At 59.8% G+C, this 21,208-nt stretch carries 17 protein-coding genes; 7 read left to right on the top strand and 10 right to left on the bottom strand.

The window, feature by feature from the left end; all coding sequences use genetic code 11:
- Positions 1 to 96 precede the first annotated feature (96 nt).
- From mprF to ISP18_RS15810, 3 genes are all read left to right on the top strand, one after another.
- Entirely contained in the window at positions 97 to 2,700 is a 2,604-nt protein-coding gene (mprF, locus tag ISP18_RS15800; RefSeq protein WP_380014035.1) for a bifunctional lysylphosphatidylglycerol flippase/synthetase MprF, read from the top strand.
- Entirely contained in the window at positions 2,697 to 3,467 is a 771-nt protein-coding gene (locus ISP18_RS15805) for an AcvB/VirJ family lysyl-phosphatidylglycerol hydrolase (protein WP_380014038.1), read from the top strand. The genes mprF and ISP18_RS15805 overlap by 4 nt, the downstream gene beginning before the upstream one ends.
- A gap of 217 nt (positions 3,468 to 3,684) precedes the next feature.
- Complete coding sequence (locus ISP18_RS15810) at positions 3,685 to 3,858, top strand: DUF1328 domain-containing protein (protein WP_204682777.1); 174 nt, start codon at positions 3,685 to 3,687, stop codon at positions 3,856 to 3,858.
- A gap of 111 nt (positions 3,859 to 3,969) precedes the next feature.
- Here the strand turns inward: ISP18_RS15810 and ISP18_RS15815 are convergent, their stop codons facing one another.
- Positions 3,970 to 4,809, bottom strand: coding sequence for a class I SAM-dependent methyltransferase (locus ISP18_RS15815; protein WP_380014041.1), 840 nt, complete (start codon positions 4,807 to 4,809; stop codon positions 3,970 to 3,972).
- 77 nt (positions 4,810 to 4,886) lie between these two features.
- Between ISP18_RS15815 and ISP18_RS15820 the strand changes: the two genes are divergently transcribed.
- Positions 4,887 to 5,354, top strand: coding sequence for a GNAT family N-acetyltransferase (locus ISP18_RS15820; RefSeq protein WP_380014044.1), 468 nt, complete (start codon positions 4,887 to 4,889; stop codon positions 5,352 to 5,354).
- Here the strand turns inward: ISP18_RS15820 and ISP18_RS15825 are convergent, their stop codons facing one another.
- The 5 genes from ISP18_RS15825 to ISP18_RS15845 all read right to left on the bottom strand — a co-directional run bounded on the left by ISP18_RS15825 (position 5,355) and on the right by ISP18_RS15845 (position 8,623).
- Positions 5,355 to 6,233: an alpha/beta hydrolase gene (locus ISP18_RS15825; protein ID WP_380014047.1), complete on the bottom strand. Its 879-nt coding sequence runs from the start codon at positions 6,231 to 6,233 to the stop codon at positions 5,355 to 5,357.
- Positions 6,234 to 6,314: 81 nt separating this feature from the next.
- The gene (locus ISP18_RS15830) at positions 6,315 to 7,064 is read right to left on the bottom strand and encodes a DUF4386 domain-containing protein (protein ID WP_380014050.1); all 750 of its coding nucleotides are present in this window, start codon (positions 7,062 to 7,064) and stop codon (positions 6,315 to 6,317) included.
- Positions 7,065 to 7,168: 104 nt separating this feature from the next.
- Complete coding sequence (locus tag ISP18_RS15835; RefSeq protein WP_380014053.1) at positions 7,169 to 7,540, bottom strand: hypothetical protein; 372 nt, start codon at positions 7,538 to 7,540, stop codon at positions 7,169 to 7,171.
- A 25-nt stretch (positions 7,541 to 7,565) separates the two neighbouring features.
- Positions 7,566 to 7,709: a hypothetical protein gene (locus ISP18_RS15840; protein WP_380014056.1), complete on the bottom strand. Its 144-nt coding sequence runs from the start codon at positions 7,707 to 7,709 to the stop codon at positions 7,566 to 7,568.
- An 86-nt stretch (positions 7,710 to 7,795) separates the two neighbouring features.
- Positions 7,796 to 8,623, bottom strand: coding sequence for a helix-turn-helix transcriptional regulator (locus tag ISP18_RS15845; RefSeq protein ID WP_380014059.1), 828 nt, complete (start codon positions 8,621 to 8,623; stop codon positions 7,796 to 7,798).
- Between the two features lie 172 nt (positions 8,624 to 8,795).
- Here ISP18_RS15845 and ISP18_RS15850 point away from each other — a divergent pair, with 172 nt between their 5' ends.
- Positions 8,796 to 9,686: an isocitrate lyase/PEP mutase family protein gene (locus ISP18_RS15850; protein WP_380014062.1), complete on the top strand. Its 891-nt coding sequence runs from the start codon at positions 8,796 to 8,798 to the stop codon at positions 9,684 to 9,686.
- Here ISP18_RS15850 and ISP18_RS15855 read toward each other — a convergent pair.
- From ISP18_RS15855 to ISP18_RS15865, 3 genes are all read right to left on the bottom strand, one after another.
- Positions 9,655 to 10,638 carry a sigma-70 family RNA polymerase sigma factor gene (locus ISP18_RS15855; RefSeq protein ID WP_380014065.1) on the bottom strand — a complete coding sequence of 328 codons (984 nt, stop codon included), beginning with the start codon at positions 10,636 to 10,638 and terminating at the stop codon, positions 9,655 to 9,657. The genes ISP18_RS15850 and ISP18_RS15855 overlap by 32 nt on opposite strands.
- Before the next feature lie 78 nt (positions 10,639 to 10,716).
- On the bottom strand, positions 10,717 to 11,463 hold the full coding sequence (locus ISP18_RS15860) for an SDR family NAD(P)-dependent oxidoreductase (RefSeq protein ID WP_380014068.1): 747 nt from the start codon (positions 11,461 to 11,463) through the stop codon (positions 10,717 to 10,719).
- Between the two features lie 144 nt (positions 11,464 to 11,607).
- A complete protein-coding gene (locus tag ISP18_RS15865) occupies positions 11,608 to 13,401 on the bottom strand; it encodes a DUF1565 domain-containing protein (RefSeq protein ID WP_380014071.1) in 1,794 nt (597 codons plus the stop codon).
- A gap of 404 nt (positions 13,402 to 13,805) precedes the next feature.
- On the opposite strand from ISP18_RS15865, the gene ISP18_RS15870 reads away from it, so the two are divergent.
- Positions 13,806 to 15,410, top strand: a complete 1,605-nt coding sequence (locus ISP18_RS15870; protein WP_380014074.1) for an MFS transporter — start codon at positions 13,806 to 13,808, stop codon at positions 15,408 to 15,410.
- Positions 15,411 to 15,697: 287 nt separating this feature from the next.
- Positions 15,698 to 19,366, top strand: coding sequence for an Ig-like domain-containing protein (locus ISP18_RS15875; protein ID WP_380014077.1), 3,669 nt, complete (start codon positions 15,698 to 15,700; stop codon positions 19,364 to 19,366).
- Here ISP18_RS15875 and ISP18_RS15880 read toward each other — a convergent pair.
- A complete protein-coding gene (locus ISP18_RS15880; protein ID WP_380014080.1) occupies positions 19,363 to 21,207 on the bottom strand; it encodes a sensor histidine kinase in 1,845 nt (614 codons plus the stop codon). The two genes, ISP18_RS15875 and ISP18_RS15880, sit on opposite strands and share 4 nt — an antisense overlap.
- Position 21,208 lies beyond the last annotated feature (1 nt).

The following is a 21,208-nucleotide window of genomic DNA, read 5'->3' on the forward strand; positions in this document are numbered from 1 at the left end:
CATGTCTGTGCGATGGCAAGGCGCTGCAAATCGTTGCCTGTCATGCCTGATATGGCACCATCGCAGGTTGGGGGAATGTAGTGAGGCATTGGTAGCGTGGAGCAACAAGGCGGGGCCGAAGTCCTTAGCCAAGAAGACGCCCTGAGTCGGACGGGTCCGGTCTGGCTGCGTCGGTTCGGCGGTCCGGCATTGTCGGTGCTGATGCTGTGCCTGGCGCTGTGGGCGCTGTATCGGCTGGCCGGCGAGGTGAGCTATCACCAGGTCGGCGAATACATGCATCGCCTGCGGCGTGGGCGCATCGGCCAAGCGATCGTGCTCACCGCGCTTGGCTACGCGGTGATGCCGCTGTACGACTTGTTCGCGTTGAGCGCGATCGGACGCAAGCTGCCGAAGTCGCGCGTGGCGTTGATTTCTTTCATCAGCTACGCCTTCAGCAACACGCTGGGCATGGCGATGCTGGTGTCCGGTTCCATCCGCTATCGCTTCTATATCCAGGCCGGCCTGTCGACCCTCGATGTGGCCAAGGTGGTGCTGTATTGCACGCTCAGCTTCTGGCTGGGCCTGTTCACCATCACCGGCGTGACGCTGCTGCTGGTGCCGATTCCGCTGGGTTTGCCGCTTTCGCACATGCGCGTGCTGCTCGGCGTAGTGCTTTGCCTGATTCCGCTGCTGTGGCTGGTCGGCGGTGCGTTAATTCGACGCCCGTTCAAGCTGTGGCGCTGGGAAGTTCGCTTGCCGCCGCTTTCGGTAGGACTGCGTCAGGTGTTCGTCGGTGCGTTGGATTGGGGACTGGCGGGCGCGGTGCTGTACGCGCTGATGCCGGATTCGCTGGGGCTGCACTTCGGTTCGTTCCTGGCGATCTTCGCGCTGGCGCAGATCGCCGGCCTGATCAGCCACGTACCGGGTGGCCTGGGTGTATTCGAAGCGGTGATGCTGGCGGGCTTCGGCGCCACTGGCAATCAGGCGTTGTCCGCACCGATCCTTGGCGCGCTCGCCGCGTATCGCGGCGTGTATTACCTGCTGCCGCTGTGCGCGGCCACCGTTGCCGTGGTGATTCGCGAAGCGCGCGGGCTGCGTCAGGCGACGCTGCTTTCGCCGTGGTTCAATGGCATTCTGCCGCCGTTCTTCGCCGGCCTCACGCTGGTATCCGGCGCGGTGCTGCTGTTTTCCGGCGCCACCGCCGTGCTGCCGGGACGCCTGGAGTTGCTGAGCGACCTGCTGCCGCTGCCGGTGATGGAAATCTCGCATTTCCTCAACAGCGTGATCGGCATGTCGCTGCTGATTCTCGCGCGCGGCCTGCAGCGCCGTCTCGATGCGGCGTATTGGTTGACGCTGGTGCTGCTGCTCGCCGGCGCGGTGGCTTCGTTGCTCAAGGGCATCGATTACGAAGAAGCGGGCTTGCTGATCCTGCTGGCCGTGGCGCTGGCGCCGGCGCATCGTCTGTTCTATCGCCGCGCGTCGCTGTTCGACATCACCTTCTCGTTCGGCTGGCTGCTGGCGTGCGCCACGGTACTGGGCTGCACGGTTTGGCTGGTGCTTTTCAGCTATCAGCACGTGGAATACCGCAACGACCTGTGGTGGCAATTCAGCTTCTACCACGGCAATGCACCGCGCGCGTTGCGTGCCCTGGTCGGTGCGACGGGCGTGGCGTTTCTGTTCGCGCTTACCACGCTGATCCGCTCGGCCCGTCAACGTCCCACCTTGCCCGACGAAACGGAACTCGCGCGTGCCCTGCCCTTGATCAAGCAGTTCCATTCCGCGCAGGCGCATCTGGCGCTGATGGGCGACAAGAGCCTGCTGTTCGATCCGGAAAGCAAGGCCTTCATCATGTACGGCATCGAAGGGCGTAGCTGGGTGGCGATGGGCGACCCGGTCGGCCGCGATGATCTTGCACGGCAGGAATTGGTGTGGACCTTCCGCGAACGCTGCGAACGCGGCGGCGGCTGGCCGGTGTTCTATCAGGTGAATCCGGCCGATCTCGACATGTATCTTGAAGTGGGTATGAGCTTGCTCAAGCTCGGCGAGGAAGCGCGCGTACGGCTGGAGCAGTTCAACCTCGACGGCAAATCGAAAAAGGTGTTGCGCAACACGGTAAACAAGCTGGTGCGCGAAGGCCTGCGCCTGGAAATCGTTCCGACCGAGCAGGTGCCCGCGCTGCTGCCGCAGTTGAAACCGATCTCCGACGCATGGCTGCGCGAAAAGCGCGTGCGCGAGAAAGGCTTCTCGCTCGGCGCCTTCGACGAGGGTTATCTCGCGCGCACGCCGATGGCACTCGTGTGGCAGAACGACAAGCCGGTGGCGTTCGCCAACCTGCTCCTCACCGACAGCATGGAAGAAGCCTCAGTGGACCTGATGCGCTATCTGCCCGATGCGCCGTCGGGGCTGATGGACTACCTGTTCGTGGAACTGATGCAGTGGTCCAAGGCGCAGGGCTATCGTTGGTTCAATCTCGGCATGGCGCCCCTGTCGGGCCTGCAGAGCCGCCGTCAGGCGCCGCTGTGGAACCGTTTCGGCGCGCTCATTTTCGGTCGTGGCGAGCGCTTCTATAATTTCCAGGGCCTGCATCGCTACAAAGACAAGTTCGACCCGGAATGGGAGCCGCGGTATCTGGCAGCCCCGGGCGGCATTGCGTTGCCGGTGGTGCTTACCAATGTCGCCAGCCTGATTTCGGGCGGTCTTAGCGGAGTCGTGCGTCGATGAAATTCCGTCTTGCTGCAGTGATCGTCGTGCTGGCCGTCATTGCCGCTCTGATCATCTTCAAACCGTTTCCCCATCCCAGCCTGGAACACGCTGCTGTCCAGCTGATGCCTACCGCGCCGGCGCCGGCCGGACACGACGACGTGCTGGCGGTGTTCTATTCCGGCGACGGCGGCTGGCGCGATCTGGACAAGCAGCTCGGTGCGCGACTGCAGGCGCATGGCGTGCCCGTGCTGGGCATCAGCTGCCTGGACTACTACTGGCGCCTGCGCACGCCGGAGGAATCGGCGCGCGACCTGGACGCGCTGCTCACCAAGTACACCACGCAGTGGCACAAACAGAAGGTGTGGTTGATCGGCTTCTCGTTCGGCGCGGACGTGCTGCCTACCATCGTGAACAAGCTCAGCCCCGAGAATCGCGCGCGCATCACGCAGATGGTGCTGCTCTCGCCGAGCACCGATGTGAGCTTCGAGATCGAAATGGAAGACTACATCATGGTGCGCGAGAACTGGTTGAAGACGCACCTCCAGAAACTCAAACAGTGGTTCAACCCGGTGCCGCATTACCCCGCCCTGCCGCCGATCGAGGCATTGCAAGGCAAGCCACTCGTCGTCTGTTACTACGGCCACGACGACAGCGACGACACCGTGTGCAACGATCCGCATTTCCCCAAGTGGGTGAAGGTCAACGTGATGCCGGGCGATCATCACTTCGACTACAACTACGACGGACTTGCACTGCGCATGATCGGCGATTTGCCGAAGGACTAACCGCGCAACCCTTCCATGTGAAGGAATGCCTGCTCACACGCAAACTGCGCACCGTGCACGCGTAACCCACACATCCTACGCGGCACCTTCACTTGGCTGAATTGCACAGCCTCCAAAGTACGCACCGCGTACGCGCTGTTCACGGCGGCATTGGTCGAATCGATAACGCCGAACGCATACTGCGCCCGGCCGTTCATCGAACTGCACGGAGATTGCCATGCTTTACTGGGCCGCCGTATTTTTCATCATCGCCATCATCGCCGCCGTGTTCGGTTTCGGTGGCATCGCCGCAGGTGCAGCGAGTATTGCCAAGATACTGTTCATAGTATTCATCGTTCTGTTCGTGCTGTCGCTGATCTTTGGCGGTATACGCAGGGGACCACGTCTGTAAGGGAAAGGTCTCGTCACCGATGCTGTGTGAATGCCGCGGCGTTGCGGACGCCGCGGTTTTTTACTGAATGCAAAACCATGCTTGCAGCATCTGCGCGCTGCAAGCGAATCTTCAAAGACTTCGAAACAAGGTCGTCCGCCGCGCGTCGCAAGCACCATCCGCTTTCAGCCAGGGCTCGTTTGCAACGATCGCCGTGCATGGGCCCAAAGTGCAAACACGAATGGCACGGTCTTTTGATTCGCGCTTCAGCACGTCCAGCACCTCGCGCAGAATCCCGCCGGTGAAGGGCGTATACAGATAGAACACCGTGCCTTCCGACAAGTCCGCCTGTCGCACGTCCTGCTCAATGAATTGCGCATGGCGTATCTGCAGCTCGCCAGCGCATTGGCGGGCGCTCGCAACATAAGCGGGCTGCAGCTCGATACCGATACAGCGTGCGCCGGTGCAGATGGCAGTCAGCAAGGTAACGTGACCGAGTCCGGCGCCCAGGTCCATCATGACATCCCGCGACGTTATCGAAGCACGCTCGATGAAGTCGAAAATATCGCGAGCCGGTGTCGGCTGATAGAACACCATGTCCGCGCCCGGTTCGGGCACGTCACCCGGTTCCTTGAAATCCAGCACACCGGCGATCAGCGTATCGAGCGGGCCGTAGCTTTCCTGGTCGGCAACGCTATGCGGTGATGCCGCCCACGTCCGCAAGATGTCGGCGCCGTTTCCATGCCGGATGGCATCGCGAATGGTTTGATAGAGCCGATCGTTGATGGCTTCCAGCTCGGCGGTCAGCGCTTCGCCACGCTCCCGAAGCGAAGGCGTCAACGTGTCACCGCGATTGAAGAGCCAGCTTTCGAGTTGTTCCAGGGCGTCGATGCGGCGGCGCAGTTGATCCGGATCGCGCAACGATCGATCCTGTAGCAGATCGTCGAGCAGGGTTTGCAAAGGGCTGTCCATCAGGCGTCGACGTTCTCTCTTAGCTTCGCAAGCATGCACGCAAGCGTCCCCTCCATCAACACGCCAAGGCATTTCGCATGAGCAAGCCATTCGCTATCAGACCCATAAAGCAGACGGACTTTGCCGGTTGGCTGCCGTTGTGGGATGGCTACAACACCTTTTATGGGCGAACAGGGCCGACCGCGTTGCCTGCCGAGATCACGCAAACGACATGGCGGCGTTTCTTCGATGCCTACGAACCCGTGCATGCCCTGGTTGCGGAAAGCGACGGCAAGCTGCTTGGCCTGGCGCATTACCTGTTCCATCGCAGCACCATCCAGCTCGAGCCAAGCTGCTATCTGCAGGACCTTTTCACCGATCAGGCCGCCCGAGGCATGGGCGTGGGACGCGCATTGATCGAGGCGACCTACCATGCGGCTGCGCAGGCCGGTTGCCAGCGCGTGTATTGGCAGACCCACGAGACGAATGCGACGGCCATGCAGCTCTACGACAAGGTGGCGCAAAAGTCGGGCTTTGTGGTTTACCGCAAGCTTCTTGCCGGTTAGTCACAATGGCGTACGTCGCAACCACTCAGCCAGCTGCGTCAACACCTGATGACGCCCCGTTTCGGTTTCATTGAAAAGCTCGTGAAACAGTGTGTCGAAGAACCGACTGGTAAGCTGCTTCGTCGCCCACGCACCGCTCGCAAAATCGCGGCTGCCGGACGGATCCACCAGACGATCGCTACCGGCTGCCAGCAGCATAGTGGGCACGCGCAAGCGCCACGCTTCGGTAATGCACGACGCGCCGGCGCGAAAAATGAAATCCGCCAGCCGCGGCGTGACCCAGCGAGTGCATAAGGGATCGTTGCGGTAAACCTCGAGCACTTTCGCATCGTGCGACAAACCGTCCAGCGGCAATCCGCTGCGCAACGGCAGATTCGGCAGCACCCGCGCAAGCACAGCAGCCAGACGACGCAGCCACGGTGCTTCGAACGTACGCAAAGCTGGCGATGAAAGCACTAGACCCGGCGGTTCCACGCGCCCATCGAGTACGGCGCGCAGTACGACCGCGCCACCCATGCTGTGACCGAGCAACAACGGCCGCTTGCCGAACTCGGCGGCGTAATGCGCGTAGACCACGGCAAGGTCTTTCAACAGATCATCGCCATGCCGCAACCCTGCACGCTGGCCCGGCGTATGACCGTGGCCGCGCTGATCGTAACTGCGCACGGCGTAGCCATGCGTCAAAAACCATTTAGCCAGCGCTTCGTAGCGCCCGCTGTGCTCGCCCAGGCCGTGCACGATCAGCACGGCGTCGTGCGCCGAACGATTCGGCCAATCACGCAAAAACAAACGCTGCCCATCGGCCATGGTCAGCCACGCCGCACCATCACCCGACTTACCATTACCCTCTACCGGCTCCGCCCTTGCCTGTCGTTCCATAGCAGCCCCCTGTTGGCCTGCTTACATTACGCCTTGAGTGGCAGGCGTGAGAACTCCCGCGTAACGGAGCAGTGGACTACGTCATGGAAGCCACTGCGCAGCCCGCGGGCCGGTGGCCCATGCTCGCCACTTTGCGACATTCAACCCGACGATGGTGAGCCACAGCGCCAGCGAACCTTCTCCTGGCAGGCAGGGATAGAGCAGGTAAGGCAACAGCCGGGCCTGCAACGAAGGCGAGATGAAGCTGATCAATCCGTCTGCAAAGTAGCAAAGCCCGGAAAGGCTGAGCAGAACACCAATGATCCTCGGCAAGAAGCCGGAGCGAAAAATCAGATAGCCCGCCAAGATCTCGTCCACGCCGTAAAACACGAACGAAACAAGCAACCCTGTGTCCTGCAACTGCACCGAAAGATAGGACAAAGCCTGCAGCTGTAGCGGCGTGAATGCGCCCATCGCGCTACTCTCGGCCATGAGTTGCAGCGGCACGTAGGCATTGAGCATGTCGAGGCCTTCGATGGCCGTCCCGATCAGCCCACAGCCCATCGCAATAGCGGCGACGACAACATTCACTCGTCTGAAAAGGATGAAGCTGATGACTTCATCGGGTACGTTGCACAACAACAGGATAATGTGCGCCGTGAAGCCCAGACGGAACAGGGTCTCGTGCGCAGTGATGTTATGAACCGTCGCCGCAGCATCCCCCGGCACGATCAACGCGCTGCGAACGTAGCCGATATCGAAGGCACCGGTCACGATCCCGATCAGGGAAACGATGCCCACGACCCGAGCCAGGGCAAGGGGAGAAAACCGTTCGGAAGCGGTATTCGACATGAGCCTTCCCCTTCGGCGTGAGGTAGCCGGCAAGAAATCCTACCTGCCTTTTACTATGCATGCGAGGCGTCGCTTTTCCGTATGCCGGAAGTACGTGCCGGCCATCAGTCACGACTGACGCCTTCGTGCAAGAGTTTGCCAGCAGGCATGCTTAAGGCGAGGCCCGAGCCAAGATCGTATCGCTTCGCACCAGCCATCGCGGTCTCGGATAGCGCTTGCACGCGAATGCGGTTGTCCTTAGTCGCCACACACAGATCAACATTGAGGCGGTAGATAAGCGAGGTTTTCGTGCGCGCGGCGCGATAAGCGCCGATGCGCTTTTCGATATCGAAGACACGATCGATCACCGCCAATCTGTCACGGGCCGCATAGCGCTGGTGCAGCAGTTCCTGAACCCGCGTGGCGATGGCATCCGGCGCCGCTGGGGAATCGGCACCGGATGCAAGCGGGACGGCGCCAAGCATGATGAGAGCCATGACAAGACGCTTCCCGACGATCATGTCATGCGCTTCCCTTCGCACTGGCTTCGCGTAATTTTTCTGCGCATTCCTCGCAGCACACTTCCACCACGCGTCCGCCGATGGTGACCTCGATGGCGTTCTCGTCCAGTGCGTAATCGCACGCGGCGCAGGTTTTTTCTTTCATGGCATGGCTCCTGATGCAGCCCGTCAGTGGGCGGGCTTAGGAAACCATCCGGGGCAACAGTGCGCTGTCGAATTCTTTAGCCTTTTTTAGGCTTGGGAAGAACGGCGGAAATCAGTCGGCGATCGGCCATAGGCCTGCCGGAAGGCGCTAGCGAAATGGCTGTGGCTGGAAAAGCCCAGCTCCGCTGCCAACGCCGAAAGATCCTCGTACTGCCCGATGACATCGAGCGAGCGCGCCAGACGCAGTTGCAGCTGATAACGATAGAGCGGCATGCCTTCCACCTGTCGGAACACCTGGGTGAGATAGACGGGCGAGCAGCCGATTTCCTTGCCGATCTCAGCCAGGGTCCAGCGCCGCGAGAGATCGCTGGCCAGCAGTACTTTCACGCGATCGGCAAGGTGCCGGCGCGCGTGTGTGGAGGCGGGCTGCCTGGACGTGCGCGGCCCCAGACTGCGGGCAATCAGGGTAAATACCAGCGCTTCCGCTTCCAACGGCTCGATCGCGCCGTTACTGAGGCTGTGACGCAGCAGCGCTACCAGCGCCTGTGCGCGTGCATCGATACGTTGCGCCTGCGAACGGAAGGCCATGCCGGCATTCGCGTGCAACAACGCTTTCGGCGCGATCTCAGCCAGCAGCGCCTCGTGCAGGTTCAGTGACAGGCAGGCGTCGCCGCCATCCAGAGGATGACTGACCTGGTAACCCTCCTGCGCATTGAAGAACAGCACGTGATTGGCGTCCGCGACGGCCTGGTCCGTGCCCAGGTGACGGAGATAAAGACCGCGATAGGGAAATACCAGCTGCGTGGCGGACGTGCACTCCTCCACACTGCGATGACGGCAAGTGCCGGAGCAGTGAACGTTTCGCAGCGTCAACGATTCCGTCGACAGCAGCACTTGGGAGGTAAGGCTCGACATGGTGCTTTCAGGCACGCTTCCGCATGAGAGGCCGGCGGTCGGAGCTTAGCAAGCTTGCGGCGCACCTGGCCTGTGCCGGCAAAGCGGTTGCTAAAGATTCTGACAGCGCGACTTCGGTGCCGGATGATCTACTTCACCTGCCCGATGGACGGGCGCGAATGCAGGTCTAGCCATGAACCGAGAACAGAGAATCCGCGCGGAGCACTTTCACCAGCTACATGCCGACCCGGAGCCGCTGGTGCTGCCCAATGCCTGGGACGTTGCCAGTGCGCGGGTGATCGAGACAGCTGGCGCCAAAGCCATCGCCACCACCAGCGCAGGCATGGCGTGGTCGCTGGGTTATCCCGATGGCGAGCAGATGCCGGTGCAGGAACTGCTGGCTGCCTGCCGGCGCATCTGCCATGCCATGACGGCGCCGGTCAGCATCGACATCGAGCGCGGCTACGGACGCGATGCGGAAGACACTGGCGGACTGGTGGGTGCGTTGATTGAGCTTGGTGTGGTGGGCATCAACATCGAGGATGGCGTCGTGCCAGGCACTCGCAACCTGGCGAATCCCGGCGTACTCAGCGAACGCATCGCTTGCGCACGGGCGGTAGCACGTCATCACGATCTGCCACTTTTCATCAACGCGCGCATCGATACGTATTGCGTCGCGAATCTGGAGGCAAGGTTGGAAGAAACACGAAAGCGCGCACTCACCTACATCGATGCCGGCGCTGATGGCATCTTCGTGCCAGGTCTGGCCGACCCGAACGAGATCGCCAGCCTTGCTCAACAGCTACCCGTACCGCTCAACATTTATGCCGGCTACCCCGGCGCACCCACGTCGGACACGCTTCGCCAGTTAGGCGTGCGACGCATCAGCATAGGCTGCGGCACCATGCAAGCCACGCTGGCGCATTTGGCCAACATCGCCAAGGAGGCGTTGCTCGAAGGCCGCTACGACACCATGTCCAAGTCGATGCTGACGACGGCGGAGGCTAACGGATTGTTCGAGACCACCACCTCACACGTGCAAGATCATCGGATCATGAAAGAATCATCGGAAGTCCAAATGTAGAAAACAACCCCGGTCCAGTCGGTTTAACGAACAACGTCAGTCTGGAAATCGCATCGCGATCAAGCGTGAGCACGTGGATGGAATGTGCCGTCCACGGCGCGTCCATGTGAGCGCGGTAATAGGTTGCGAAGGCGGGTTGCCGATTGGCTGCCGTAGGAACAAGACGGAAGCCGCTATAGTATTTCCAGGCCCATTCAAAAAAGCTGCGTATGGCCCGATTGCCTGCATACCACTGCGATATGGGCGGCATGGTGTAGATCGCATTCTCTTTCAGAAGCGTAACGAAGCCATCCAAATCGTGCGCTTCCCAGGCCCGCACATATCGGCTGAGAAGTTCTTGCTGCACTGGGCTTGGCGGAGAAGCAATCGTGGGCCGACCGTCGGGATAACGTTGCGCGAGCGTCTCTCGTGCACGCTGTCTCGCGCTGTTGATCGCCGCGGTGGAGGTTCCTAGCAGTTCAGCTGTTTCCAGGGCTGACCAGCCAAGTACATCGCACAACAACAGCACGGCACGTTGACGTGGCGGCAATTCCTGGATGACCGTAACGAAGGCCAACTGCACCACTTCATCATGGGCATATCTGGCCTCCGGACCCGGGGACTCATCGGCAATGCCGTCCAGATCCGAATCCGGATACGGTTCCAGCCATACGACATCGGTTGCTGGCGTGCCGTCTGGCATCGCCGTGGTAGCCGGAACCCGTTGGTTGGGTAGCAGACGCTGCGGATTCTTGCGACTGGCGAGAAAATTGAGGCAGGCATTCGTCGCAATCTGGTAAAGCCATGCGCGAAGCGTTCCACGCCCCTCGAAGCTGCCGAAGCTGCGCCAGGCGCGAAGATAGGTTTCCTGCACGAGGTCCTCGGCTTCGTGCACCGAGCCAAGCATGCAATAGCAATGTCGCTTGAGCTCCCGGCGGAACGGTTCGGTGAGCTGTTCGAATGTCTGATTCATGCGATTCGAGCCTGACTCTTGATAGCGGGCATCCCTTCCTTTGATGTCGTGGTTACTCAAGCTTTTCATGGCTTGTGGTCAGGGTATCGCTTCAAGACCTGTCCCCCAGACGATAAACGCATTTCCCTTGGAGCGATCGGAGTTCACCGAAAACTCAATCACCGCGTTCGCCACGTCGGAAGCGCTCGGAGGCATGCCCATGCCTTGGATAAAATCGGCCTCGGGTATGCCTAGATAGCGGGAATAACCTGCTACGGCATACTTCCCTAATTCGGTGTCCGGCATGATGCGTGGTGCGAGCGCCACGAATCGCAAGCCAAGCCCCAGCCGATCGGATTCCTTCTGCGCATAGTTGGCCATGAAGATTTGCGTCCGCTTGGCGCCCGCATAGCCTCCCGAAATCGGCGATCCACCGATGGCGGCGCCGCTGGAAATCAAGATCACCAGAGTGCCCGCAGGCAAGGGTTGCAGCAACGCCGCCTTGCAGAAATGAAACGCGATCTTGACGTCGGCCTCCCAGTTGACCGCGAAATCATGCCAGCTCAGTTGATACATCGGCTGCACAGATGGAAACACACCTGCACAGACAATCAGCATGTCAGGACGAACCACATCGAACACCCTGGCAGGTGCATGTTCGTCAGAGGCATCGAGCGCCAATACCTCGACACCCGGAAACTCCTGACTCAGTCGAGCTAGCGGCCCTTCCTGTCGCGCCACGGCTAGCACTCGCGCACCATGACGGGCACCTGCCTCCACCACCCGCCGCCCCACGCCGCCGCTACCGCCGACGACGACCATGCTCTTGCCAGTCAAGCTGGACATACCGTTCTCCTCCTGGCTGCGATATCACTCGGCCTTCTGCTATGTAAGACCGGGATGCAGGAGAGAAATCATCGGTATGGCCGGCCGACCTTTAAGCAGATCAGGCCGGCTGGCGTTACGGCTTCATTGCGACGTCGATCATCATCAGTTCTGATATGCGCCGCGATCGATCAATCCGCTGCTGGTCGTGCGCGGTGAACCGGCGTAGTCATAAGCCCCTTCAGCCGCCAGGCCGAGATTCAGCCCTTGATTGATAGCCGGCGAACCAGCGGAAAGCTGTAGATCGGGCGTGGTGGTGCTTCTGAACAATGGATCAGCCAGCAAGCCGTTGCTTTCACTTTGACTGGCCTTCTGGAAGGCGATCAGACTGGTGTACGTCTTGTTGTTCCATAACCAATTGGCAGCCGACACACCGTCGCTTGTGTAGAACAGATCGTCTTCCAGCGAGACCGGCGGTGTACTCGACACCACGAAACTGTTTATCAGCAGCCCCTGGCTGTTCGCATACAAAATGTTGTTGGCGAACAGGTTATTGCTAGCGTGATATTGGATCTGGAATTCGCCGCTACCCGATTGCAATGCATCGTTCTCGAACAGCGTGTTGTTGACGATGGTGCAGTGATCCGTACCACCCACCGTGGATGCATAACCACCGATGGAGATGCCGGTGACGTTGCTATACAGCACCAGATTATTACGCACCGTCACATAGCTGGTGTCGTGACCGGAGTGCTCGCTCGCTAACTCGATCCCCAGATCCGCCGCCTTCACGTTGTTCCATTCGATGGTGATGTGGGTGCCACCATCCACATAGATGCCATCGGCACCCGGCTGGTTGTTGTAGGCGGGGTTGTTGGTGGACGTGATGTTGTAGACGGTATTGCCGGCAATCCAGCCGTTGCGCGCCTGATCCAGACTGGTAGTGGGCGCGGTGCCTTCGAAACCGATCGCCACAATGCCGATATTGTCGTTGTCGTGAACGCGGTTATTCGTTACTTGCCAGTTCTGCACATTGCCGTTCACCGTCAGCGATTCGCTATAGCCGGTGGTGAGATGATCCAGTTCGTTGCCGTCGATGATGAGATCACTGATCGGCGTAGTTGCCGTGCCATACACCGCCAGACCGAACGCATCGCCAGACGAAGTCTGCACGGTCGTAACGATGTTGTGGATGTGATTGTTGCGTATCTCGATGTGATCGCCCGAGCCTGTGATGTAGATGCCGAGAGGCACAAGACTCGACGAGTTCGAGGTGTAGTTCTGCAGTTGCAGGCCGATCACGCGCACGTAGCTCGCGTTCTGCAGCGTGATCAGGCCCTGTTGACCCTGCGGCACGCCAAGACCGGTGCCGTCGAGGGTAGCCGTCTGGCCAGGCGCGGACACCAGCGTGATGTAACCCGCTGTCGCTGAACCTGAATGCGTAATGGTCACCAGCTCGTTGTACATGCCGCCTGCCACTTCCACCGTGGCACCCGCAGGCACCGTACTCATGGCGTGCTGAATGGTGCGCCAGGGTGCCGTGGCGCTCCCACTGGCACTGTCGCTACCCGTGGTGGCTACGTAATACACCGCGCCGCTATACGTTGACGCAGCCACCGCCACCGATGCCGCGCTGGTGACGAGCGGTGCCGCTTCGGCCTGCGCCGTCACCGTGGCAGTGAACGACGCCGGCGCGCCAGCCGGCGCGGTATACAGACCGCTCGCGGAAATGCTACCCAGGCTCGGCGCACCACCCGGCACACCGTTTACCAGCCAGGTCACGTTTTGATCGCTGCTACCCGACACCGTAGCCGTGAACTGCTGCGTGCCATTGGCAGGCAGCGATACCTGCGTAGGTGACACAGCCACCGTGACAGCCGCCATCGCAGGCGTCACAACGCAAAGAGATGACATCATCGCGGCCAATGCGACCGCACGCACAACCGAGAGTGTACGCATACTTTCTTCGTCCTTACGAAAGTGGTGAGTCGTCTGAGATGACGAGTGATGGTAAGCCTGCTTACTATGGAATATGCCACGCGAACAAGATGCGATGGCCTTCGCATTGATGGATGTGCGTGATGGCCAGTGTTTTCGCGCTTGTGAAAAGGATGTGACAACGATGCTGCGCCATTCTTTCCGAGGTGGAACCCATGACGGAAGGATGACAATTATCGCTGAGCGCAGCGCAACACATGGCCGTCATGGCTTACCAGCGTTTGCTTAGGTCCGTCATGGGTTGCGAAAGCGAACATTACTAGTATGTGTCGCGCCTCAATCCGCGCAATTTAGCGACCCAACTCGTCGATCGCGCCCACCGATAGCGGAGTAAGCTCCGTCGAGTTCCGACGGCGATGAATCTCATGAGCCAGATTGGAAAACCGCCCTGCGAGGAAGGTGTCATCTTTCATGGCCCGGCAGCGAAGCCTTGTTCGGCGCCATCGCGACACTGGACGCTGGTGGCCGCAATCCTTGGCTCAAGTCTTGCGTTCATTGACGGCACAGTGGTCAATGTGGCGCTCCCAACTATCCAGCGAGAGTTGGGTGCCACGACGTCGGACGTGCAATGGGTGATGGAGTCTTATGCGTTATTTCTTGCCTCACTGCTGTTGGTAGGCGGAGCGCTGGGAGACCGGTTCGGTCGCAAGCGCATCTTTATGATCGGCACGGGTCTATTTATGTTGGCGTCGATCGGCTGCTCGTTGTCGTCAAGCGTGAAGATATTAATTGCTGCTCGTGCCATTCAAGGTATCGGCGCGGCCTTGCTGGTGCCCGGTAGCTTGGCGTTGATCAGCGCGACGTTTCCGCAATCGGAGCGTGGTGCCGCGATCGGTACGTGGTCTGCATTCAGCGGTATCACCGCAGCCTTTGGGCCCGTTCTCGGCGGCTTTCTCGTAGAGCACTATTCATGGACTTGGGCGTTTTTGATCAACGCACCGGTGGGCGTGCTGCTGCTGGCGATATGCGCGTTGAAGGTGCCCGAGAGCAAGGGAAGTACGGATGCCGGTCCCGTGGATGTGCTGGGCGCCAGTTTGGTGACGATCGGCTTGGCAGGGTTGGTATTCGCTTTTATCGAAGCACCGGCGCGTGGCTGGAAAGCGGTGCCGATCTGGGGAGCAGCTGTTATCGGTATCTTTACTCTGCTGCTATTCGTACGCGTGGAGGCGCGCGCTGTATCGCCGATGATGCCATTAAGGCTTTTCCGCGAACGCAATTTTTCCGGCGCAAATATATTGACGTTGCTGCTCTATGCAGCGTTAGGTGGGAGCCTATTCTTTCTACCGTTGAATTTAATTCAGGTGCAGGGTTATGGCGCCACTGCAGCGGGCGCTGCGTTGCTTCCGTTTATCGCGATCATGTTTCTGTTGTCGCGCTGGACGGGCAGTTTGGTAGATCGGTTTGGCTCCAAGCTTCCATTGGTTTTAGGGCCCGTTATTGCGGCAGTTGGATTCGTTATGTTCGCCTTACCCTCTAGCGAGAGCACTTACTGGACGTCGTTCTTCCCCGCCATTTGCATTCTTGGACTTGGCATGAGTGTCACGGTGGCACCGCTGACTACGACAATTATGAATTCGGTAGGAAGCGAACTGACAGGCACGGCGTCAGGCATTAACAACGCGGTGTCGCGTGCGGCGGCGCTGCTTGCGATTGCCGTGTTCGGAATCGTGCTTGTGCTCGCTTTCAATGCGACTTTAGACAATGAACTTCGACATTTGCATGCCCCGGCGTCATTGGTTTCCGCGGTCGTTGGGCAGCGCGAGAAACTCGCGGGCATTGTGATTCCGGGCGGCTATCCGGATGCGACGGTGGCCGCCATGAAGCATGCGGTGAGCGTGTCGTTTGTTGCGGGTTTTCGGTGGGTGATGCTCGTTTCTTCGGCGCTGGCGCTACTGAGCGCAATCAGTGCATGGATTTTTATCGAGGGACAATCAGCTCACGAAGTGTTTGATTCGGCGAAAAGTAGATGAAAATCCAAGACTGATTCCCTTTCCCGCGCTATTGCCTGCCATACCTAATCTGGTGTTCTTTACGTCAAGTCATTGGCGAAGATGTCTACCTTAGGCTGAAAGCGGGCAAATACCCTTCCACTCAAAACGCCGGGGAAAACCAAAACTTCGCGCGCTATTTTGCCGTCGTCGACCAGCTTGTCCCGCGTACTATGCGCGAGCCATAGCCGCATACCCCCGAAATCGGGGGTGCCTGCCCGTTTTTGTCACGAACACAATGACAAGCGTTGAAACGCGGGAACAGGGGCATGAACGCCATGTGCGGTATCGGGACACGGCGAATTTGGCGTGGGCTAGGTTGGCTCGCGCTGTTGGGGGTGTTTGGCGTGCCCGGCTTGGCACTGGCTTCGCCGGGATGCCAGGCACTTAATGGACAATCCGGCACCATTGCCGGATACGGATACGTCCAACTGCTCACCAACAGTCAGCAGGTCAATCAAGGCGACGTCGTAACGCTGACCACGCCGGGCCAAATTTTCTATGGTGGCTCCTTCCTGGCTATGACGGCCAACGGCAATACTGTCTCCGGCACAGAGAGTAATTCGGGCGCGGGCGCCGATAACCTCACCAACAACCTTGGCAGCTCGACTACGTACAGCATTACCTGCAGATCGGTCGGTGCCACGATATCGGGTGTCAGCCCGTCTTCGGCGACTGCCGGCAGCACGGTGACCATTTCCGGTACCGGTTTCTGGGGTGCCTCTCAGGTGCTTTTCGGTGCGATACCGGCCACTTCGTTCACCGTCACCTATGGTGCCGCTCCGTTGATTACCGCAGCGGTGCCCAACGGTTCGGGTACGGTGACGATCACGGTGGTCACCGATGCGGGTACTTACACCGGCGGGTCGTTCACGTTTGCCTCACCCGCTGCAGGCCCGGTAAACACCAGCGTTGCATTCGATAGCAGCAACAACGCCATCCCTTTGAATACCAGCGGCAATCCCACAGCTGTTGCAGTGGTCAGTGCACCTACGCATGGCACGGCAAGAGCCACTGGAACGTCGATCACGTATTCGCCTACGGCCGGCTATACGGGATCTGACAGCTTTACCTATACGGCCAGCAATGCCGCCGGCACATCGACTGGCGCCACGGTAACGATCACCGTCAATCCGCCACCGGTGCCCACGGTCGCCGCCGCATCGACAACGACGCCCTATAACGCGGCAACGAACATCAACTTGGCGAGCGCCATTTCGGGACTGGATATCACGGGCGTCAACATTGCGGGAAATCCCAGCCACGGCACGGCAAGCGTGTCGGGCGACACGGTGACCTACACGCCATCTGCGACGTTCTACGGTGGCACCGACAGCTTCACTTACACCGCGACCAACCCGGGCGGTACATCGACGCCAGCAACGGTTACGGTAACCGTGGGCGTGGTAGGTGCGCCTACTGTCATCGCCACATCGGCGACAACTCCGTACAACACCCCAGCCAGCATCAACCTGGCGAGCGCGATTTCGGGATTAGACATCACTGCCGTAAATATCGCCAACGCACCGACGCATGGCACGGTGAGCGTATCGGGCGAAACAGTGACTTACACACCGTCCGCAACGTTCTATGGCGGTACCGATAGCTTTACCTATACGGCAACGAATCCAGGCGGAACGTCTACACCTGCCACGGTTACCATAACGGTGGGCGCGGTAGCGGTGCCCGTGGTTGCCGCCAAGTCGGTGACGACGCCGTATAACACCGCAGCGAGTATCAGTCTGGCGAGCGCCATTTCCGGAACGGATGTTACTAGCGTCAACGTCGCCAGCAATCCGGGCCATGGCACGGTGAGCGTGTCGGGCGAATCGATCACCTACACACCTGCTGCGACGTTCTATGGCGGCACTGACAGCTTCACTTACACCGCAACCAATCCGAGCGGCACGTCGTCTCCCGCGACAGTCACGGTGACCGTGGGCACGGTGGCAGCGCCTACGGCAACGGCCAAGTCGGTGACAACACCGTACAACACGGTAACGAGCATCAATCTGGCAAGTGCCATTTCTGGTACGGACGTTACCGGCGTCAACGTCGCCAGCAATCCGAGCCACGGCACCGTGAATGTGTCGGCCGAAACGATCACGTACACGCCGTCCGCGACGTTCTACGGCGGCACCGATACGTTTACATATACGGCGGCCAACCCGGGTGGAAACTCGGCGCCCGCGACGGTAACAGTTACGGTGACGCCCTTGAGCACACCCGTTGCTGCGGCACATTCCGTAGCCACTACGGTAGGGACGCCGGTGCTCATCGAAGCGGCCGCAGAGGCAAGCAGTCCTCAGCCGTTGACCGGCTTGAATATAACGACACAGCCAACCCACGGAACCGCCGCGGCGAACGGTGAACAGGTCGTCTATACGCCAGCTTCCGGTTTTGTGGGCACGGATACCTTCACCTACCAGTTGAGCAACCACTTCGGCGCGTCCACGCCGAGTGTCATCACGGTGACAGTGACTGCGGCGGGCAGCGCCTCGGGCCTGAGCCGCACGGTGACAACACAGCCTGGCAGTCCCGTATCGGTGAACCTGGCCGGCATTGCCCCTGGCACTTATGTCTCGTCGGCATTGCTGGGGCTGTCACCCGCCAGTGCGGGCACCGCAACGTTGAGCCAACCCGCCACGATGTCGTTTACGCCCGCGTCGACTTTCCACGGTCTCGCGCAGATCACGGCTGTACTGGTCGCATCGAACGGGCAATCGCAGACGATCGATATTCTCGTGCTGGTGAGCAGCCAACCCGATCCGTCCCGCAACCAGGACGCGCTTGGCCTGATCGACGCTCAGACCATGCAGGCCGAACGTTTCGCACAAGACCAGCTCAGCAACATTCAAAGTCGCTTGGACAGTCTGCATGATGGAAGCGAAACGGCACGTTTCAGCAACAACCTTTCCATCAGTCTGGATGGCAAGCCTCTGAATGCGCCATCGGGCAACGTGTTAACCGGTGCATCGTCGCAAAATCAGGGACTCGCCGATATGCGCCCTGGCATCGGTGCGAGCGAAAGTGCCAGTGGCGAACACGCCTCGGCAAACGCAACATCCCAAGGCGATACGCAAGCTGCGAGTAAGGCGGCGTCGGGTCTGGGTGCATGGATCAATGGCACCGCAAACTTCGGCACGTTCGACGCGTATCGGCAAGCCGCGGGTTTCGATTCGGACAGCATCGCGGTCAGCGCGGGCGTCGATCAGCGCATCGGCGAACACGCACTGGCAGGTTTCAGTCTCGGTTATAACCACGACAACAGCGAGATCAACAACGACGGCACGCGAAGCGTCGCACAGGGCTACACCGCCGCTTTCTACGGCAGCTACCAACCGGCTTCTCACGTGTATCTCGACGGTGTCCTGGGTGGCGGCGGCTTGCGTTTCGACAGCAGCCGCCACGCGGCCGATAGCGGCACTGATTTGCTCGGACATCGCAATGGCAGCCAGTGGTTTGCCTCGCTCACGGCAGGTTACGAATACCAAACTGGCCTGTGGTCGATGTCGCCTTATGGTCGACTCGCCTGGTCGCTTTCGTCGCTCGACGGCTTCTCGGAAAACGGCGATGCCGCCGAGGCATTGACCTATGGTGCACAGACGGTACGCACGTCGCAGGCGATAGTCGGCATTCGCGCAAGCGGTAAGATTCCGTGGAGCAACGGCCTGCTGATACCGCATGTACGGCTGGAGGTCGGCCACGATTTCCAAGGGACCAGCAACACCACATTGAGCTACGCCTTCGTGCCGTCGGCGGGTTCGTGGAGCGTTCTGTCGAATCCGTATACGGCGAGCGGAACCAGTGTACAGGCAGGCTTCGGCGGCGATTTGCAGCTTCCGAATCATCTACTGATCACCACCGAATACGAGTACCTGCTGATGCCGCACGCACACGACCAGAGCATCCGGATCGGTGTGCAAAAGCAGTTTTAGACGATCAGGGACAGCGGCGCCTCAAAGCTGAGGCGCGCCCCGTTCCCCGGGGATGCCGTCACCTGTAAGGTGGCGCCGAGCCTGCTGGCACGAACGCGCAAGCTCGGCATCCCGGCGCCTCGCGTCGTCAAGTTGCCCGGGTCGAATCCTTGCCCGTCATCGCGCACGTCCACACTTAGGTTTTCGCCATCGCGACGAATACACACATGTACCAGCGATGCGCGGCTATGCTTGAGTACATTGGTCAGCGCCTCCTGCAAAAAACGCAACAACTCCAGTACTCGCATGGCGCCGAGGCTCAGATCGTCGACACCTTCCACCGTCCATCGGCTATCGATGGCGGCCGCTTCGAAACGCTGGCTCCATCGATGCCGTAGCGGCGCGATCTGATCGGCCAGATCACTGTCCCGCTCGTGCGTGGTGGTATCGATGATCAGGCGCAAGTCATCACGCAGTTCCTTAAGCGTGGCAACCACTTGCGCAGGTTCTGGCTGACGTCGAGGATCTTCGAGCGTGCTGATGGCGGCGAGCAGGCTGCCGCCGAAGCCGTCGTGCAAATCGCGAACCAGATTGAGGCGCTCCCCGATGCGGACATTATTGAGAGCAAGGCCGTGTTCGCGCTTTAGTGTCTCCGTCAATGTATGCGTGGCGGCATCGACTTCGCGCTGCAGCTCCACGTTGTAATTTTCCGCACGCCGCATGGCCACCGCAAAGCGATAAGCAAGAGCGAAGCCCATGCCGATGATGGTAAGAGGCGAGGTATCCACCAACAGATAGTTGTCGCTCTTAATGACGCCAAACAGCAGCAGCAGATCATGTACGGATATGACGATAGGAATCAGCAGGCTGCCAGCCAGCGCGTAATAGTCGGTGCGCGGATGTCGCAACGTATAGCCCATAAAGCCAACGATGGCGGCGTAATACGTGAGCGAACCGATAATGACATCAACATTGCGATAGCGCCCTGCCCAATGCGGGCACAGTAGGGCGAAGCTCAGTAACGCCACGCAGAGCATCAGCATGCATCGCTCGAAGCGTCGCCATTGGTGGCCTGCATAACGAAGCAGAAAGATGGCAAACGTCACCGCTGCAGTGGCCCAAAGTGCAGCGTTGATAGCTTCCCACGCATCGGTGTTGTCGAATGGCCACGGGCTTGAAACGATGAAATTGATCGAGTACAGCGAGGAAAACAACGTACTCAGCGCGTACCAGCCGTAATAACTGTCTTTGCGACGCAACAGCCAGAGGATGAGAAACAAGCCCCCAAACACCACGCTGACCGATTGATCAAACCATTGCACATCGTATCGCCGGAACTCGCCGCGACGTTGCAGCGCCTGTACCAGCGCAGGGTCGCCGATCGTCACGGCGCCCAGTCCAGGCTGATAGGCAGCAACCCCCGATACACGCACCATCAACTCGTTTTGCCCGTTATGAAGCAGCGGCCTATCGAGCAAAAAGTACTGTGGCCGGATCCAACTGCGCGAAAGCGGCTCGGTGAGATGCGTATCGCTGTAAATAAGGCTGCCATTGACGTACAGCGCGTACGCCGAATTGACGTAGTCGACGAGCAAGCCTGCCGGCTTATCGGTACTGGCCTGGTTCCATCGCAGTCGATACCACACGACACCGTCATGATGCGGCCAGCGCGCATCCCATAGATCGATCAGTTTGACCGGTGTCCAGCCATCGACCGGCGGCGTTCGCGAATGCCAGTCAGCAGGTGCAGCATCGGCGGATTGAAGCTCGATGGTGGCATCGCTCGACACCAGTGTTTGTTCTGCGGCGGCGGGGCATACAAACCACGCACATGCGAGTAACACAGCGAATACCGCACGCATG

Origin of the sequence: Dyella humi (assembly GCF_044904605.1) — a bacterium.
Lineage (GTDB): Bacteria > Pseudomonadota > Gammaproteobacteria > Xanthomonadales > Rhodanobacteraceae > Dyella_B > Dyella_B humi.